Source organism: Synechococcus sp. MIT S9509 (assembly GCF_047303035.1).
Lineage (GTDB): Bacteria > Cyanobacteriota > Cyanobacteriia > PCC-6307 > Cyanobiaceae > Synechococcus_C.
The window spans coordinates 1572611-1589193 of sequence record NZ_CP138940.1 but is presented as its reverse complement, the minus strand read 5'-3'; the positions used below and the strand labels follow the sequence as shown (position 1 = coordinate 1589193).

Here is a 16583-nt window from a genome sequence, read left to right as displayed (position 1 = left end):
GCTCGCCTGTGGTCCGCTTTCTGCTTTCGTTGCTGTTTGGAGCTCTGCTCCTGACTTCACCTGCCTCCGCTGATGCCGGGGAGCAGAAAGCCGTGCTGGCCGGCGGCTGTTTCTGGTGCATGGAGAGTGACCTGGAGAAACTTCCCGGCGTGATTTCTGTTGAAAGCGGCTACAGCGGCGGCAGCGTGTCCCAGCCGACCTACAACCAGGTGAGTTCCGAAACCACCGGTCATCAGGAGGTGGTGGAAGTGCTGTTTGACCCGGCGACGATCAGTTATCCCAAGCTTCTTCAGTCGTACTGGCGCAATGTTGACCCCCTGGACGGTGACGGTCAGTTCTGCGATCGCGGCGACTCCTACCGACCTGTGATCTTCACGAGCGGAGAACAGCAGAACAGTGATGCTCTCGCCAGTCAGTCAGCGGCGGCAGGCGAGCTGGGTGTGTCTGAATCAGCGCTCAAGGTGGAGATCAAACCGTTGGAGAAGTTCTGGCCCGCCGAGGATTATCACCAGAATTTCGCTGAGCTGAATTCGGTCAAATACAAGTACTACCGCTGGGCCTGCGGAAGGGATAAGCGCCTGGATGCGATCTGGGGGGACAAGGCGCGCAGCAGCGAGTCGTGGGCGAAGTAGGTGTTCGGGCGCCATCGACAAGGATTGATGGCTTAATGACGCGAATCTGAGGAAATTCTGTAGCGATTGATGCGCTCAGATCCAGTCACTCCGCAGTGAAGGTGCGGCTTTTACGCTATCGACGACACAGAATGGACTGCGTACCATTCGAGAACGAATTGTGAAAGGTGTGTATGTATCTGCTGACCATCAAAGACGGTCTCGTGACCCGTCATGTTGGTCCGTACCCTTCTCCGAAGCAGGCATCCGACGATCTTGAGCGGGTGATGGCCAGTTGTTCGGAGCGGGCGCGCTGGCAGATTCATGCGCTGGAAAATCCCCACACGCTCACGATGGTTGCAGCCTCCTGACTGAGTACAGGGTCTGGAAATTCAACCTTTAGATGAGTCAATCCTTGGTGTCTGAACCGGCGGCCCTGCGACCGGGATAACCACGCAGCAGTCCTGATTCGATCATCAGGCCGACCCCCGCGTTGATGACGATCAGGCTGAGAGTTCCGTACCACCACCAGGGACCACTGTCGCTTCCCGCCATCTGAAGGGTTCTGCGGCTCACCGCTTCTCCGAACAGGCAAAGACCTGCGGGTAACAGCAGAACACCCAGCTGGGCGCGTACATACCAGCGAAGCGGGCTGGAGGCCATGCAGCTTGATCCGTTAAGGCTGAATTTAGGCCTCTGCGGTTGAGGCCTGTTTCATCACCCAGTTCACCAGCGTGCGAACGCCGTAGCCGGTGGCGCCGGAGGGATTCAGGCCTCGGCCCTTGTCACTCCAGACCGTTCCGGCGATGTCGATGTGGGCCCAGGGAATGCCGGCATCCACAAACTCCTTGAGGAACAGGGCGGCTGTGATCGATCCACCGGGGCGAGGCCCGGTGTTCTTCATGTCGGCCAGCAGCGATTTGAGGCCCTTGCGGTAGGAGCTGTGCATCGGCATGCGCCAGATGCCTTCTCCGGCATCGCTTGCAGCGTTTTCCAGGTCAGTTGAGAGCGCATCATCGGGTGTCCAGAGTCCGGCGATCTCATCCCCGAGGGCGACCACGCAGGCACCGGTGAGTGTTGCCAGATCAACAATGGCGTCCGGCTTGAGCTTGGAGGCGTAGACCAGCGCATCGGCGAGGGTGAGCCGTCCCTCCGCATCGGTGTTGTTGATCTCGATCGTGGTGCCGTTGGAGGCCGTGACGATGTCACCGGGGTGAACCGCGGAACCGTTGATCATGTTCTCGCAGGCGGCCACCAGCATGTGCACCTCCACCCCTGCAGGGCGCAGCTCGGCGATGCTGCGCATCGCTCCGAACACAGATGCACTTCCGCCCATGTCGAATTTCATCATGTCGATCTGGGCGGCACCGACTTTGAGGTTGTATCCGCCGGAATCAAAGGTGAGTCCTTTGCCCACCAGAACCAGTCGCTTCTTCGCCACGCCGCCTGGGCGATAGGTGAGGTGGATGAATTTGGGATCCATGTCAGATCCCTGGCATACCGAGAGGTAGGAGCCCATGCCCCGCTCCTCGCAGTCGGCTCGCTCAAGCACGGTGAGCTCAAGGCCGTGCTCATGGGCGAGCGCCGCCGCGGTGCGGGCCAGTTCCTCCGGGGTGACGCTGTTGGGAGGTGCCGCCACCAGTTCCCTGGCCAGCTCCACCCCGGCACAGACCGGGTGCACCGTTTCCAGCGTCGGGTTTGAGCCCGCTGGCCATTGGCCCAGCAGTTCCAGTTGTTCAGGTTTCTGGCTGGGTTCGGGCTTGCTGCGAAAGCGCAGGTCGCTGTAGAGCGCCAGTCGAACGGCTTCAGCAGCGGCAGTGGCATCACCGCTGGGGTCTTCTGACCCCCAGGGCAGTAGCAGTCCGAGGCTGCCGCCCTGACCCTGCGCCGCACGGGCGGCGGCGGCGGCGGCCATGCGCAGGCTGTCCCGCTCGATGGACCCTGCTTCTCCCAGCCCCAGAAGCACCAGGGTTGTGCAGTCACTGCGCAGCAATTGAAGGCTGGCCAGATCTCCGCTCTTGCCCGTGAATGGCTTCTGCTTCAGCCATTCCGTCAGCTGAATGTTGAAACGCTGCTCCATCGCTACGACCAGGCCCTGGGGGTCGTCCTGAGCAATGCCAATCGCCAGAACCGAACCACTCCAGGCCTCAGGTGTGGCCGGAGAGAGGGAGATTTTCATGGGGTGCCGTTGCCTGAACTGATGCTAGGAGCTGTGCTCAGGCTGCCTGGAACGGTGTGGCCCAGCGGTCACGCGATTCCTTGTTGAACGGTGGCTGCCAGCGGCGGATCAGGGTCTGTTCCAGCGTCCTTCGAGCCCGAGTTGCCCTGGGCACGTCCCCCCAGAATCGAATGCTTGTGCTGCAGGTCAGACCGCAGCTCACGCAAGCCTCCTGATAGGCCGAGAGGTAGGCCTTGCAATCGTGCTCACCCTTCCAACGCCTGTCTGCTGCAAGGGTTTCGCCGATGTAGAGCAGAATTGGGTGCTCCAGGCCAGCGGGCCGATCCATCACCCAGTACAGCGCCGCCCCCTGATGGGGGCTTTGCGGCCAGCGCCAGAAACTCAGTGGCAGCGGCTTGAGCGACAGCGGCTGAATCTCGACGGCTGAAAGCCTGTTGCTGCCGAAAAGGCTGCCCTGCTCTTCAGCCGGGGGCGCTGCCTCGAAAAGAGGCTTCTGGAAGCTGTGAATGCGCTGCTGCCAGGTCTGCAGCTGCCTGAGGTTCAGCGATAATTCAGCTGGTTCGTTGTCATGACCTGCCGATTCGCACTGGTCGAAAAGATTTCCCTGGCGAGGGGGTGCGGGCATGGAGCTCAGCCCCGTGGAGGCAGGCTGGGGCCTGCGGGTCTGGCACCAAAGCGCACACGTCCGATCAGTGCTTCGACAGCTGACGGGGGCAGGCACAGGCGTTCCTGCAGATCCGCGAGATTCTGAAACGGTTCTCGGCGCCGCTCCGCAATCAGGCGTTGCATCCGCTCTTCCGGCCACAGCAGAGTGCTGGACAGCACCTTGGGGCTGTCGGCATTCAGATCCAGCGGAGCCTGCTCTGGCAACTGGGGCGCGTCCCCATGCCAGCGGAAAATCAGATGGGGTCTCCACTGTTCGCAGAGCAGTTCGGGAAGGTCGAGCAGCTGGGCCAGGTCCTCCAACTGGCTGAACTGCACTCCGCCCTGCTGCAGACGCAGCAGCTGATCCACCATCACCTCGCTGCACCCTGGCAACTGTCGCCACTGTTCTGCCGTGGCCCGGTTCACATCGATGAACCAGCTGGGAGTGACCGATTCTCCTTCTACTTCTGCGGGCCAGCGACCTTCGTTCACACGCGCTGGTTCCCTGGGCAGATCACCCATGGCCTGGAGCACCCTGCGGGCCAGTGGATCGAGCCAGTGCCGGCGAGCCATCGCCGCGTTTCTCCCTTGCAGCCTGGTCAGGACCCTAGGTCCAGCGCGGCGGCCTGGTGGGAACTTGCACCAGCCCCTCACGAAACGCTGTCACAACCGCCATGGTCCGATCCCTTGCCGGCAACTTGCGCAACAGGCTTCCGACATGGCTTTTGACCGTGTCGATCGAGACGACCAGAGCATCGGCGATCTCCTGATTGGTCATGCCCCTGCAGAGGCCACGCAGCACGTCCTCCTCCCGCATCGTCAGTTCCTGGAGAGGGACCTGTTCGCCGCTGCGTCGCAGCCGGCTGTGGTGCAGAACACCACTGATCACCGGATCGAGGTACTGCCCGTCGGTGTCGATGGCGGTGAGTGCGGCAGCCACCGTGCCTGTTCCGGTGGCCTGGGCCGAGCAGATGCCGTGACAGCGCGCATTGATCGCATCCAGAATCGTGCGCGGGATAGGGCGCTGAAGCAGCATCAGCACCTTCAGCTCAGGGTTCTCCTTCCTGGCCTGCCGCACCAGGCTGGTACCGCAGCCGCCCTCCAGGGTGTCAGTGCACAGAAGCAGGTTGGCCGCGCTGCTTCTCATTCTCTGCAGGCAGTCGGTTTCGCTGGTGCAGGCCGCCACCAGAGGGCCCTGGCCTACGAACCAGAGCGTCCAGCTGCTGAGCAACAAATGGTCGCCTGTCGCAATGGCCGTGCGACTGCGCTTGAGCAGGCTGTGGCCCTGGCGGGAGCGTTGCTGAAGAGTTGGGATCCTTTCGCTGAGATCCAAGGAAGGGAGAGGCTCGGGGCCATTGCCGCTGACCAAGATATGTTGATCGGAAACAGAGGGCGTGGATCCGCACTGTTACGGGCCGCTCAAATTGTTCAGAATCACGCCAGTTGATGGGTGGGCCATGGCGTTCTTCGACTCGGACATCGTGCAGGAAGAGGCCAAGCGTCTGTTCGGCGACTACCAGCAGTTGATGCAGCTTGGATCCGATTACGGCAAGTTCGATCGCGAGGGCAAAAAGAAGTTCATCGACACGATGGAAGAGCTGATGGAGCGCTACCGCGTGTTCATGAAGCGCTTTGAGTTGTCGGAGGACTTTCAGGCGAAGCTCACGGTGGAGCAGCTGCGCAGCCAGCTGGGCCAGTTCGGGATCACGCCGGAGCAGATGTTCGAGCAGATGCAGGGCACCCTTGAACGCATGAAAAGTCAGCTGGATCAGCCACCCAGCTGAAGCGGCCCGTACGATTCAGCCCGCAATCGCTCCGCCCGCCCATGGCCTCGACACCGTCACTGCCGGTCTGGTTGTCGCGTGGCATGGCTGATCTGTTCCCAGCCGGGGAGGGAGATGACGCCGATCAGTCTCTGGCGGCTCGCCTGAAACAGGCGGAAACCGAAGGCAGCCCCCTGCGCATCAAGCTGGGAATTGATCCCACCGGCAGCAACATCCATCTCGGCCACAGCATCCTGTTCCGCAAGCTGCGGGCTTTCCAGGATGCGGGGCACACGGCGGTGTTGATCATTGGCGACTTCACCGCCCGCATCGGTGATCCCACCGGCAAAAGCGCCACACGTGTGCAGCTCAGCGCTGAAGAGGTTGAGGCCAATGCCGCCACCTACCTGGCACAGCTGGGCCAGGGCCAGCCGAAGCAGACGGCACTGCTCGATTTTGAGACCCCTGGTCGCCTGGAGGTGCGCCGTAACAGCGAATGGCTCGCAGGTCTGGATCTGCCCCAGATCATCGGCCTGCTGGGGACGGGCACCGTGGGCCAGATGCTGGCCAAGGATGACTTCTCCAAGCGCTATAGCAGTGGCACCCCAATTGCCCTGCATGAATTCCTCTACCCCCTGCTGCAGGGATACGACTCCGTGTCGGTGAACGCCGATGTGGAGCTGGGGGGAACCGATCAGAAGTTCAACGTGGCTATGGGCCGCGACCTGCAGCGTTATTTCGACAAGCGTACCCAGTTCGGCCTGCTGCTGCCGATCCTGGTGGGGCTGGATGGTGTTCAGAAGATGAGCAAGAGCCTCGGCAACGTGGTGGGCCTGGATGAGGATCCGCTTTCGATGTACTCCAAGCTGGAGAAGGTCGGCGATGCGGCGATCAACGACTACCTGACGTTGCTGACCGATCTTGATCTGGCGGCATTGCCTGAGAATCCGCGGGAGAAGCAGAAGGCGATGGCTCTGGCTGTGACGGCCAGCCGCCATGGCCTGGAAGCAGCCCAAAAGGCGCAGAGCGATGCGGCCACCCTGGTAAGCAGCGGCGGTGACGCCAGTGCCGATGTGCCCGAGGTCTCTCTTGCGCGGGTGAACTTTCCTGCCAAGGCGTTCTATCTGCTCAGTGCCGTGGGTATCTGTGCCAGCAGCAGCGAGGCCCGGCGTCAGATCAAGGGTGGTGCCGCTCGGCTGGAGGGAGAGAAGATCACCGATCCCAATCAGGAGTTCGCCTCGGCGACGGAACTGGAAGGCAAGGTGCTGCAGCTGGGCAAGAAGACCTTCCGCAGGCTGGTGGGCTGATGGCGATCCATCCCGCCGATCGGATCATTGTGGCCCTCGACGGCATGGCACCGGATCAGGCCCTTGGCTTTGCAGTGCAGGTGGAGGGCTTGCGCTGGGTGAAAGTGGGCCTGGAGCTGTTCGTGCAGGCGGGGCCCGGGATCGTTGGCCAGCTGCGGGAGCAGGGCCTGCGGGTGTTTCTCGATCTCAAATTCCACGACATCCCCGCCACGATGGCTGGTGCCTGCCGGAGGGCAGCGGCGCTGGGGGCTGAATTAATCACCGTGCATGCCTGCGCCGGAAGCGAAGCACTGCAGGCGGCCCAGGCCGCGGCGGCGGAGGGGGCGCAAAGCACGGGATTGACGGTGCCCACCCTGCTGGCGGTGACGGTGCTTACCAGCTGGGAGGAGCAGCGTTTGCAACGTGAACTCGCCATTGTTCAAGGCATTGCCGAGCGTGTGCCGGCGTTGGCGCAGCTGTCGGCAACCGCCGGCATTGGTGGATGTGTCTGCTCACCGCTTGAGGCCGCGGCACTGCGGGAGCAACACCCCGAGCCTTTCGCCCTGGTCACGCCGGGTATTCGCCCGAGGGGCGCTGCTGTTGGGGATCAGGCCAGGGTGATGGGGCCCGCAGAGGCGATCGCAGCGGGGGCAAGCCAGCTGGTGATCGGCAGGCCGATCACTAAGGCCGCGGATCCCTGTGCGGCATTTGCAGCCTGTTGCGTCGAGCTCAGAACCTGAAGCTCAGCCGGCCTCGCAGACCAGGTGCATTCCGCATCAGGAATAGGCCTGTGTTGGCGAGTCATTAATGGAGGCCGATTTGGTTCAGGATGCTGAGGCTTCGGTTGATGACGCAGCACTGAACGCCAAAGTCCGACCGCCATGCATCCACCCATATCTCTGCGCTGGCAGCACTGCCGGATTCGTAAACGCCTCAGTAGCAGTGCGGCTGAGGGCGGTGCCCCGGCCTGGTGGGTGGAACTGGAGTTGGCAGACAACCCCCGAATCAACAACATTCAGTCAGCCATCACGATGCTTTTGAAGTTCACGAACTCGTGAATTCCAAGTTTCCCGAGTTCGCGTCCGAAGCCACTGTCTTTGCAACCCCCGAATGGAACCCTTGGATCACTTTTCACAAAATCGTTAATGGCGATCGAGCCTGCCTGGAGCTGTTGAGAAGCCAGAGCAAGGGCACGACTGCGGTTCGCTGAAAAGATGGCTGCACCGAGTCCGAAACGGCTCATGTTCGCCAGCGCGATGGCTTCCGTTTCATCTTTTGCCCGCACAAGGCTCACCACCGGACCGAACACTTCATCGTCAAAAACAACGCTGCCCGGTTGAACGTTGTCGAGAACAGTGGCCGGGTACCACCAACCGGGTTGATCGGGAATCATCCCTCCTTGGATCAGTTCACATCCCTTTCCAAGACTGGCCTGCACCTGGCGATGGACCTGATCACGGAGATCACGGCGTGCAAGGGGCCCCAGTGAGCACTGTTCATCCATTGGATCGCCGGAATGAACCGACTCCAGCCTCTGCAGCACTGCACTGCGAAAAGCGTCGTACACCGATTCGACGACGATCAACCGTTTGGCAGCAATGCAAACCTGTCCAGAGCAGAGCATCCTGCTCTGGACACATTTTTGTGAGGCGAGTGCGACGTCTGCATCCTCCAAAATGATGTAGGGGTCCTGTCCGCCAAGTTCGAGAACACATTTTTTGAGATGTCTGCCTGCCAGAGCCGCCACAGCCCGTCCTGCAGCTTCGCTGCCGGTGAGCGTCACACCCCGGACAAGGGGGTTGGCGATGACCTTTTCGGTGTCAGCTGCTCTGATGGCCAGGTTGCAGACCACGTGGTCGGGGAGACCGGCTTGACGCACCAACGTTTCAATGGCCTGACTGCAGCCGGGCACGTTGGAGGCTCCTTTGAGAACCAGGGTGTTTCCAACCATCAAGGCCGGCGCCAGTGCACGGAACACCTGCCAGAACGGAAAGTTCCAGGGCATGACCGCGAAGATCACCCCCAGGGGGCTTGCAATCACATCGGCGCGGGATTGATCAAGTTCTATGCCGTCCTCATGGAGATACTGCTGCCCCATTGCGGCGAAGTGGCGGCAGACCCAGGCACATTTATCGAGCTCAGACCTTGATTCACGCAAGGGCTTTCCCATCTCCTGGGTGATCAGGCAAGCCAGTTGCTCGCGATCCTCTTCGAGCTGCGTGGCAATGGCCAGCAGAGCACTGGCGCGATCCTGGGCTGAGGACTTCTGCCATTTCAAAAAGGCCTGATGGCAGCACAGAATTTTCTCCTGCGTTTCAGCGGGACTTAGTGCTGGATGCCTGGCCAGTTCATTGCCGCTGGCTGGATTGATCGAGACGAATTCAGACTCGCTCATCAGCGGTTTGTGACCTCTGCTCAGCATCCTTGCAATGGTCTGTTCAACTGACAGAGGTTTTTAAATCGATGGGCATCCGACGTGCTGGCCTGCTCTTCCACTGCGTTCACGTGCTGCTCGGCATCCAGTTGCGCGGCCAGTTCCTGTTGGCGGAAGTGTTGCAGCCGGTGCGTCGCCTCATGCATCAGCGTTCTAATGAGTGTCACATCGCTGCTATGGATGTTGCCGCAGAGGCCGATGCGATTGCGTGCAGGAGCGTAAAAGCCCTCCAGTCCATTCGGGCAGTCATCCAGCAGCAGCACCCGTGTTCGGCCTGCGCTCTCCACCTGGGCGATCAGGGTTAGAAGGGCGATTCAGGCCGCCGCACTCAAGGCTTCTGCCCTACCTGCGGTTCTGTGCCGTTGATCAGTCGCTGGATGTTGCTGCGGTGTCGCCAGAGCACCAGCAACATTGCCACCAGGGCTACCACCAGATTGGCGTTGCTGTCTGAACCGGCGGCCATCAGCAGTGGCAGGCTCACTGCGGCCACCACGCTTGCCAGCGACACGATCCGGCTGATGCTGAACACCGCCATGAACATGCCGAAGCAGGCCAGTCCCACCGGCCAGGCCAGGCCGAGAAACATGCCAAAGCCAGTGGCCACCGCTTTGCCTCCCTTGAACCCGAGCCACACCGGCCAGATGTGGCCGGCGAGGGCCGCAAGACCTGCCAGCACCTGAATCCAGTCGATCAGCGCCGATGTCGGGTTGAGGCTTCTGGCCAGCAGCACCGCTGCAGCTCCTTTGGCCACGTCAACAAAAAACACAGCCAGAGCAGGCCCTTTGCCCACATTGCGCAGCACATTGGTGGCGCCGGTGGAGCCGGAGCCGATCGTGCGCAGGTCAATGCCCTTGCACCATTGGCCGGCCAGGAAGCCGCTTGGAATCGAGCCGAGCAGATAGCCCAGCAGCAGCGTGAGGAGGGGCATCAGAGCAGGTCTTCGTCGTAGTCGTAGGTTTCGCCTGGGCCGGCTGCAAAAGCCAGCCAGAGCGGAAACTGAAGCACGGGGATGTCCACCACCCGTTCCGCTGCGTCGATCAGGATCAGGGGAACTTCACCGCGTTCCTCCAGTCGGTCCGCCCGCTCCACAAGGGCATCTCCACGTTCAAACAGAACGATGCCGCTGCTCGGACCGAAATCCTCCCGACCCAGGCCCAGAGCATCCTGCAGGCCTCGTCTCCAGTCGCCGAGGCGTTCGGGCTGTCCTGCCAAAACCAGGGTCTGGAACTGATCGCCGTAAAGCTCGCCGATGACTGCGATCAGGGCCGCCCCAACCAGCACATTGCGAGGTCGACTGCCGCGACTGGCCTGAGCTCCCCTGCCTCCCTGATTGAAAAACCAGTCTTCAAGCAGAGCAATGTCGCTGTCGTCCAGGCTGCGGCGCAGTTTCCAGGGCTCTGCGTAGAAGTCGGGCTGCTCCAGAAAACGTTTGAGGTTGCTGCGAATCAGCTCCTCATCGGGGCGGAAGGTGTCGGCCAGAGCGGGAGCGCCGCTGGCGTTGGCCATCGCCTGTTCAGCGGCGGCTTCAGCGGCCTGCGCATCCAGTGGTGACGGCTTCACCACCACCGGCTGGGCCACCAGCTCCAACGTTTCCACCGACTGTGCCAGCCCCTGCAGGGCCCCACCCAGATACTCCTGAAACCCTTTGACTCGTCTGGCGATCGCATCGGACTGGCCAGCAAAGCTTGCAGCCATCTCCTGATCCAGCTGCTCCTTGCGCTGTTGGAGAGCTTCGATCTCCTGTTGCAGGTTGTCGCGCCGCGACTGGAGATCGATCAAGGCCAGCCGGATCAGCGTTTCCGGCGCAGGCTCTTGGTCATCACCTGCGGCGATGGATTCCTCACTGGGCGCCGCTGGGGCCTGCGGCGCCTCTTCGAGTGGCAGATCGTTGTCGTCAGGCATGGTCGACTTGTCCTGAACTCATTTCAGCGGATCGCCGGGTTCATGGCCCGAACACAACGTTCTCGTTGCGTTCTCTTGATGATTCTGTGATCTTGCCCAGGCGCTAAGAGAGCGATGTCGCTTGTTCAGGGCTTGGGAGTCTCCAGGGAACCCACCCGCTGTTCCAGCTGCTGGCGCAGCTCAGCGGGCTTGAAGAGAATCGGCAGGAAGTGGATGCTCTTGACTTCGCGGAAATAGAACAGTCCTGGCAGCCAGGGGGCAAACAGACGCCAGCTCTGCCATTCGGCGTAGGGAAACCGGCGCAGCTCCTGTTGTCCTCGCCACACCACAAGCGTGTCAGCGGTGAATTCAAGACGCAGGCTGTAGGTCTGCACCAGTAAAAACACACCGAAGAGTCCCACAACCGCTGTGGGCCATGGGCTCAAGGGCAGGGGCAGCAGGCAGGCACTGAACAGAATGATCAGCAGCGCCAGTCGCGGGCTGGGGCTGATGCTCACAGTGTCTTGATCTGACCCGGAGGATGTTGCGGACATGGTTTCAGGAGGAGGCTTCAGCCTCCAAAGAGGATTTGAGTTAAGAGGACGTCCATCAGAGCCACGGTCACCAGGATCATCACCACCGCGCCTGTGGTGCTGGTGCCCACCTCTTTCGGGCCACCCTGGGTGGTCATGCCCCAGCCACAGGCCAGCACGGCGATCTGAACTCCAAAGACCAGAGCCTTCACCAACATGAAGGGGAGGTCATCCGGGACGAGCCAGGTGCGTGCTGAATTCCAGAACACAGCAGGTGGGATCTGATAGATCTCCGTGCTGCTGATCTGGCCTCCCAGGAGCGCCACCGCAAAAAACAACAGGCACTGCACCGGAGCCATCACCACCATGGCGATCAGGCGTGGAACGACCAGATATTCCACGGGGTCAGTGCGCAACATGGTGATGGCGTCGACCTGTTCGGTCACCTTCATGGTTCCCAGCTGGGCCGCATAGGCGGTGGCCACCTTTCCCGTGAGCAGCGTGGCCGTGAGCAGGGGTGCGATTTCACGAGCCAGGCCAATCGCCAGAACGCCGCCAACCGTGGTGCTGGCCCCCATGTTGCTCAGTTCCTTGGCGACCTGAATGTTGAACACCGTGCCGGCAGCTAGTGCCGTGATCACCACAATCAGAAAACTGCCGGGCCCGGCTTCCTGGAGCTGATCGAGCAGGTCAACGGTGTTGATCCTCCCTTTGGCCGTTGCCGTCACCGCCTGTCCGCCGATGATCAGGCTGCTGCCCAGCCTGTTCAGCCAGCGTGGCGATTTCAACTGAGTTCTGAATCGGAAGGAGGTCATGCGCGTTGCAGATGGGCTCCGCGATCGGGCCAGTTTCGGGTCACCATCAGACCGAGCAGGACCATGCTGGCTGGTATCAGGCCCATGCTCATGCGAATGGCGAGAAGAGCATTCTGGGGCTGTTCGATGAAGCTGAGAGCGCCATCGCAGATTTCGGTGGAGATGTAACCGGTGAGTGAAAGCAGTGCGCCGAACACACTCATGCTGATGCCGATGATCAGCTTCTGGCCAAACACCATCCAGGCCGTATAGAGGCCGGCCGGATGGGTTGGATCGGCATCAATCGCATCCGGTAGCAGCGACCAGGGGATCAGATAGGCGGTGGCTGCTCCCAGGCCCACCAGCATGATCAGGCAAATCAAGGGAATCAGCTCTGCCGTGGTGCCTCCGTTCTGCATGGGCGGGAAGACCATCGAGAGCAGGCAGGCCAGAATCCAGATTCCAGCTCCCCAGCGCAGCGCAACCAGCCTGCCTTTGCGATTGGAGAGCAGGCTCCAGAGTTGCAGGCCGAACAGAGCGCTCAGCTGGAAGGGCAGCAGAATCCAGGTGGACAGGTCGGGGGGGACTCTCACCACCTGGACCAGCCAGATCAGGGCGACCACCTGCATCAATTGCAGCCCGAACCACAGCAGCAGGTACAGCCCGAGAACCATCAGAAAGCGCGGATTTGAGCGGATCCTCCTGAACTGTTCCAGGGCGGGTTCAGCCTGGTTGCTTGGTCGCTGAGCACGCTTGGCGAAGGGTGCGAGGCCCCAGCAACAGCACAGTGTCGCCAGGGCGGCGATGCTGCCGGTGATCTGCCCCATCCGCAGATAGCCATCGGCGCCGTCGGTCAAAACGATGGAGGCGACAATCAGACCGCTGAGCCCGGCGAGAATCGAGCCCGTGAAACGGGCAGCATTGAGCCTGGTGCGAATCGCCGTGCTGGTGGTCAGCTCCGTGGAAAGTGCCGCATAAGGCAAATTGACGCTGGTGTAGGACGACATCAACAGGACGGCCATCACCACGTAGTAAGTGGTGCGCTGAAAGGTGTTGCCGTCTGGGACCCACCACATCGCTGCGAGCGTGATTCCCAGGGGGAGTGCTGCACCGAGCATCCAGGGAATGCGTGGTCCCCAGCGGCTCTGGGTGTGATCACTCATCCAGCCGATCAATGGATCGTTGATGGCATCCCAGACTTTGATCACCGTGAGCAATGAGCCGGCGATGATCGCCGGAAGCCCGGCGGCACAGGTGAAGAACGGGAACAGGTAAAAGCCAAGCTGCGTCGCAGCCAGTCCTGTGCCTGCATCACCCAGTCCGTAGGCGACCATCAGGCGGCGGCGGGATCCCCCGGGAAGGGTGCTGGAGCTCATCAAGCAGGGAGGGGCAGACGGACCGCCATAATGAATGCGCACAACACCTGCGATCACGCCTCTCAAGGCGTTGGTACAGATGTTTCTGTGCGGGCGTAGTTTAGTGGTAAAACCTCAGCCTTCCAAGCTGATGATGCGGGTTCGATTCCCGCCGCCCGCTTCGATTTCAAGCTTGAGAGATCTGAGGTTTCGCCGCTCAGACCCTCAGGTCGCTGGTGTACTCGCGAGCCACCATCACCACCAGGCTTCTTGCTTCGAGCGGAACTCCATCAGCACTCCAGGGTTCAGGTGTCTCGGGAAGGTCTTCACCTGCGGGACGTGCTGTGTCGATCAGGCGGTGCCAGGGAGATGCCGGCTTCGGCAGATCGAAGTGCATGCCCTTGTAGTAAGCGTTGAAGCCAGCCCAGAGCACGGCTCCCCGTTTGCCTCGGTGCACGCTCATCGCCAGGCAGTGGGACCAGCTGGCCCAGTCGGGTTTGCCCAGTTGCACACCGTGCCACTGGCGCCACAAGCCATCGGGATCACTGCTGCGGCGATGCGGCTGTTCACTGTGACCAACCGCCGGATTCAACAGTTCGGTCAGCTGTGAGCGCAGTTTCAGCAGTCGCCGCACGAAGGTGAGCAACTCTCCGTCGCAGTGTTCTTTCGACCAGATCATCCAGCTGAGTGGGGTGTCCTGGCACCAGGTGTTGTTGTTGCCTCCCTGGCTGCGACCCACCTCGTCGCCCATCAACAGCATGGGCACGCCGCGTGCAAGCAGCAGTGTGCTCAGCATGTTGCGTTGCTGGCGTTTGCGCAGGGAGTTGATGGCATGGTCACTGCTGGGACCCTCAACGCCGTGGTTCCAGCTGTTGTTGTGATTTTCTCCGTCGCGGTTGTCCTCACCGTTGGCAAGGTTGTGTTTGCTGTTGAAGCTCACCAGATCCATCAGCGTGAAACCGTCGTGGGCCGTAAGCAGATTTACGGAGCGACCCAGACTCACCGGCTTGCCGTTGTACAGATCAGGGCTGCTGCGCAGACGCTGTGCCATCGACCAGGTGCTGTCGTCGTCGCCTTTCCAGAAGCTGCGCACGGCATCACGGAAGCGGCCGTTCCAGGTCCCGATGCGCTTGGCCGGGAAATCATTCAGTCGATAAAGACCACCGCAATCCCAGGGTTCGCTGACGAGTTTGAGATCGCTGAGCTGAGGGTCGGCCTCCATCGCCTCAAACAGTGCGGGCTGATCCAACGGCTTCAGTCCTTCGCCCCGGCTCAGCGCAATGCCGAGATCGAAGCGGAAGCCGTCCACACCCAGCTCCACTGCCCAGCAGCGCAGCGATTCCAGGATCAGTTCCCGGCTGAGCGGCTGATGGGCGGCAATGGAGTTGCCGCAGCCACTCACGTCTAGGTAGTCACCTTTGTCGTTCTGGTGGTAATAAGTGAGATCGGCGAAGCCACGCCAGCTCAGTGTGGGCCCAGCCACATTGCCTTCGGTGGTGTGGTTGTAGACAACATCGAGCAACACCTCCAGGCCGGCGTCGTGACAGGCCGCCACCAGTTCACGCATCTGCGCCCTGGCCTGCAGAGGGTCGTCGCCGCTGATGTATCCCTGATGCGGCGCAAACCAACTCAGCGGGCTGTAACCCCAGACGTTGTCTCGCCCCGGCGGTGCATCCTGCGGATCAAATGCCTGTACGGGGAGCAGTTCGAGCGTGGTGATGCCCAACTGCTTGAGGTAGGGGATCTTGTCGATCACGCCCAGCAGACTCCCCTGTCGATCCTGGGCCACGTTGCTGTCCCTGCGACGGGTGAAGCCGCCCGCATGCAGCTCGTAGATCACGGTCTGTTGCCAGCTGTGCCGTGGCCTGGGGTGGGCATCGAAATCGAAGTGGTCCCGCTCGCAGACCACTCCCTTCAGACAGCAGTCGGTGTTTGGTGACGCACCGGTGGCGGCTTCGCGCTTGTAGACCGACCAGCCCGTGATGGCACGGGCACAGGGGTCCAACAGCACCTTCGCGGGCCTGAATCCATGGCCTCCAGGTGCGAGAGGTCCGAACACCCGGTAGCCATAGCAGCAACCTGCTGTCAGGCCCTCCACCTCCACATGCCAGTAATCGCCGGAACGGTGGTTCCCATCGCTCAGATCAATCAGCTGTTCCGGGCTGCTGGCCTCTGCGGCGGCGAAAATCAGCAGTTCCACGCGGTTGGCCCCTGGGGCTGCCACCGAGAAATTCACGCCATGGGCCGTGATGCTGCTGCCAAGGGGCCAGGGTCTGCCTTGCCGGATCGCGCTCAAAGATCCACTCCCAGGGAGCAGGTGAAGCCTTCAAAGTAGTGACAGCTCCGGTGATGCATCGTGTCTGTGATGACCTCCTCTCTGGAGCCAGGCCGTCCGCCTTTGCAGATCCGGCCTGATCTCTGGGTTTTTCCACCCAACCGAGACTGTCGCGGAGGCTCGTCCTGGTGGCTTGATGTTGGTCCTGAGCCCGTTCTGATCGACTGTCCGCCGCTCAGCGAAGCCACGTTTGCAGCCCTGCGGGACCTCTCGCAAGGCCGTTGTGCCCGCATCCTCCTCACCAGTCGTGAGGGGCATGGACGGCTCCGGCGCCTGCAGGAGCGCATGCCATGGCCTGTGCTCGTTCAGGAGCAGGAGGCCTATTTGCTGCCAGGCGTTCAGCAGCTTGAAACGTTCTCCGAAGAGACCGTCACGCGCTCGGGTCTGCGACTGCTCTGGACGCCAGGCCCCACTCCCGGTCATGCGGTTGTGCATGCGCCGGAGCCTGTGAATGTGCTGTTCTGCGGACGTTTGCTCGTGCCATGCGACAAGGATCAACTGGCACCTCTCCAGCATCGGCGCACCTTTCACTGGCCCCGGCAACAGCGCAGTCTGCATCGACTACGACATTGGCTTCCCCCAGAAGCCGCTCCAGAACTGGCTTCTGGAGCGGGGCTGGGTGCTTTGCGTGGTGCCCATCTGGCCCCCTTCCACAGCTGGAATCAGCAGACAGAAGCAGCATTTGACACGCCCTGATCCACACAAGATTCGGTGAAAGCATTGCGGCACGGTGTTTTTCGGTTGCCGCACAGCGATTGTCTCCATAC

General features: G+C 61.4%; 19 protein-coding genes and 1 tRNA gene. 7 read left to right on the top strand and 13 right to left on the bottom strand.

All coding sequences use genetic code 11. The features are described 5' to 3' along the window. The first annotated feature begins 8 nt into the window (after positions 1-8). Both msrA and SIB73_RS09335 read left to right on the top strand, forming a co-directional pair. Positions 9-632, top strand: a complete 624-nt coding sequence (gene msrA, locus SIB73_RS09340) for a peptide-methionine (S)-S-oxide reductase MsrA (RefSeq protein ID WP_413405669.1) — start codon at positions 9-11, stop codon at positions 630-632. 173 nt (positions 633-805) lie between these two features. Next, positions 806-982: a hypothetical protein gene (locus SIB73_RS09335; protein WP_413405671.1), complete on the top strand. Its 177-nt coding sequence runs from the start codon at positions 806-808 to the stop codon at positions 980-982. Positions 983-1019: 37 nt separating this feature from the next. On the opposite strand, the gene SIB73_RS09330 is transcribed toward SIB73_RS09335, so the two are convergent. Genes SIB73_RS09330 through SIB73_RS09310 form a run of 5 tightly spaced genes read right to left on the bottom strand, consistent with a single transcriptional unit; the run spans position 1020 to position 4804 of the window. Further along, positions 1020-1274, bottom strand: coding sequence for a hypothetical protein (locus SIB73_RS09330; protein WP_413405672.1), 255 nt, complete (start codon positions 1272-1274; stop codon positions 1020-1022). A 25-nt stretch (positions 1275-1299) separates the two neighbouring features. Beyond that, a complete protein-coding gene (locus SIB73_RS09325) occupies positions 1300-2790 on the bottom strand; it encodes a leucyl aminopeptidase (RefSeq protein ID WP_413405674.1) in 1491 nt (496 codons plus the stop codon). A 37-nt stretch (positions 2791-2827) separates the two neighbouring features. Further along, entirely contained in the window at positions 2828-3415 is a 588-nt protein-coding gene (locus SIB73_RS09320; protein WP_413405676.1) for a GIY-YIG nuclease family protein, read from the bottom strand. 5 nt (positions 3416-3420) lie between these two features. Further along, positions 3421-4008, bottom strand: coding sequence for a hypothetical protein (locus SIB73_RS09315; RefSeq protein ID WP_413405678.1), 588 nt, complete (start codon positions 4006-4008; stop codon positions 3421-3423). A gap of 34 nt (positions 4009-4042) precedes the next feature. Beyond that, positions 4043-4804, bottom strand: coding sequence for a response regulator transcription factor (locus SIB73_RS09310; protein ID WP_413439585.1), 762 nt, complete (start codon positions 4802-4804; stop codon positions 4043-4045). An 88-nt stretch (positions 4805-4892) separates the two neighbouring features. On the opposite strand from SIB73_RS09310, the gene SIB73_RS09305 reads away from it, so the two are divergent. Genes SIB73_RS09305 through pyrF form a run of 3 tightly spaced genes read left to right on the top strand, consistent with a single transcriptional unit; the run spans position 4893 to position 7224 of the window. Next, entirely contained in the window at positions 4893-5219 is a 327-nt protein-coding gene (locus SIB73_RS09305; protein ID WP_413405682.1) for a DUF1825 family protein, read from the top strand. Between the two features lie 41 nt (positions 5220-5260). Then, the gene (gene tyrS, locus SIB73_RS09300) at positions 5261-6505 is read left to right on the top strand and encodes a tyrosine--tRNA ligase (protein ID WP_413405683.1); all 1245 of its coding nucleotides are present in this window, start codon (positions 5261-5263) and stop codon (positions 6503-6505) included. Next, the gene (gene pyrF, locus SIB73_RS09295) at positions 6505-7224 is read left to right on the top strand and encodes an orotidine-5'-phosphate decarboxylase (protein WP_413405685.1); all 720 of its coding nucleotides are present in this window, start codon (positions 6505-6507) and stop codon (positions 7222-7224) included. The genes tyrS and pyrF overlap by 1 nt, the downstream gene beginning before the upstream one ends. A gap of 275 nt (positions 7225-7499) precedes the next feature. Here the strand turns inward: pyrF and SIB73_RS09290 are convergent, their stop codons facing one another. The 7 genes from SIB73_RS09290 to SIB73_RS09260 form a co-directional block, all read right to left on the bottom strand. Then, positions 7500-8879, bottom strand: a complete 1380-nt coding sequence (locus SIB73_RS09290) for an NAD-dependent succinate-semialdehyde dehydrogenase (RefSeq protein WP_413405687.1) — start codon at positions 8877-8879, stop codon at positions 7500-7502. Positions 8880-8899: 20 nt separating this feature from the next. Next, positions 8900-9205 (bottom strand): hypothetical protein, encoded by a 306-nt coding sequence (locus SIB73_RS09285; protein WP_413405689.1) that lies wholly within the window; start codon positions 9203-9205, stop codon positions 8900-8902. 41 nt (positions 9206-9246) lie between these two features. Beyond that, positions 9247-9846, bottom strand: coding sequence for a glycerol-3-phosphate 1-O-acyltransferase PlsY (plsY, locus tag SIB73_RS09280; RefSeq protein ID WP_413405690.1), 600 nt, complete (start codon positions 9844-9846; stop codon positions 9247-9249). After that, positions 9846-10820: a DUF3086 domain-containing protein gene (locus tag SIB73_RS09275; protein WP_413405693.1), complete on the bottom strand. Its 975-nt coding sequence runs from the start codon at positions 10818-10820 to the stop codon at positions 9846-9848. The genes plsY and SIB73_RS09275 overlap by 1 nt, the downstream gene beginning before the upstream one ends. A 125-nt stretch (positions 10821-10945) precedes the next feature. Continuing rightward, complete coding sequence (locus SIB73_RS09270) at positions 10946-11353, bottom strand: DUF3119 family protein (protein ID WP_413405695.1); 408 nt, start codon at positions 11351-11353, stop codon at positions 10946-10948. 17 nt (positions 11354-11370) lie between these two features. Continuing rightward, entirely contained in the window at positions 11371-12120 is a 750-nt protein-coding gene (locus SIB73_RS09265; protein ID WP_413406305.1) for an MlaE family ABC transporter permease, read from the bottom strand. A 23-nt stretch (positions 12121-12143) separates the two neighbouring features. Next, positions 12144-13502, bottom strand: a complete 1359-nt coding sequence (locus SIB73_RS09260) for an MFS transporter (protein WP_413405697.1) — start codon at positions 13500-13502, stop codon at positions 12144-12146. An 89-nt stretch (positions 13503-13591) separates the two neighbouring features. Between SIB73_RS09260 and SIB73_RS09255 the strand changes: the two genes are divergently transcribed. Beyond that, positions 13592-13662 (top strand) — tRNA-Gly (locus tag SIB73_RS09255). A gap of 36 nt (positions 13663-13698) precedes the next feature. Here the strand turns inward: SIB73_RS09255 and SIB73_RS09250 are convergent. Beyond that, positions 13699-15777, bottom strand: a complete 2079-nt coding sequence (locus tag SIB73_RS09250) for a glycogen debranching protein (protein ID WP_413405699.1) — start codon at positions 15775-15777, stop codon at positions 13699-13701. A gap of 69 nt (positions 15778-15846) precedes the next feature. Here SIB73_RS09250 and SIB73_RS09245 point away from each other — a divergent pair, with 69 nt between their 5' ends. Further along, on the top strand, positions 15847-16512 hold the full coding sequence (locus tag SIB73_RS09245; RefSeq protein ID WP_413405701.1) for an MBL fold metallo-hydrolase: 666 nt from the start codon (positions 15847-15849) through the stop codon (positions 16510-16512). Positions 16513-16583 lie beyond the last annotated feature (71 nt).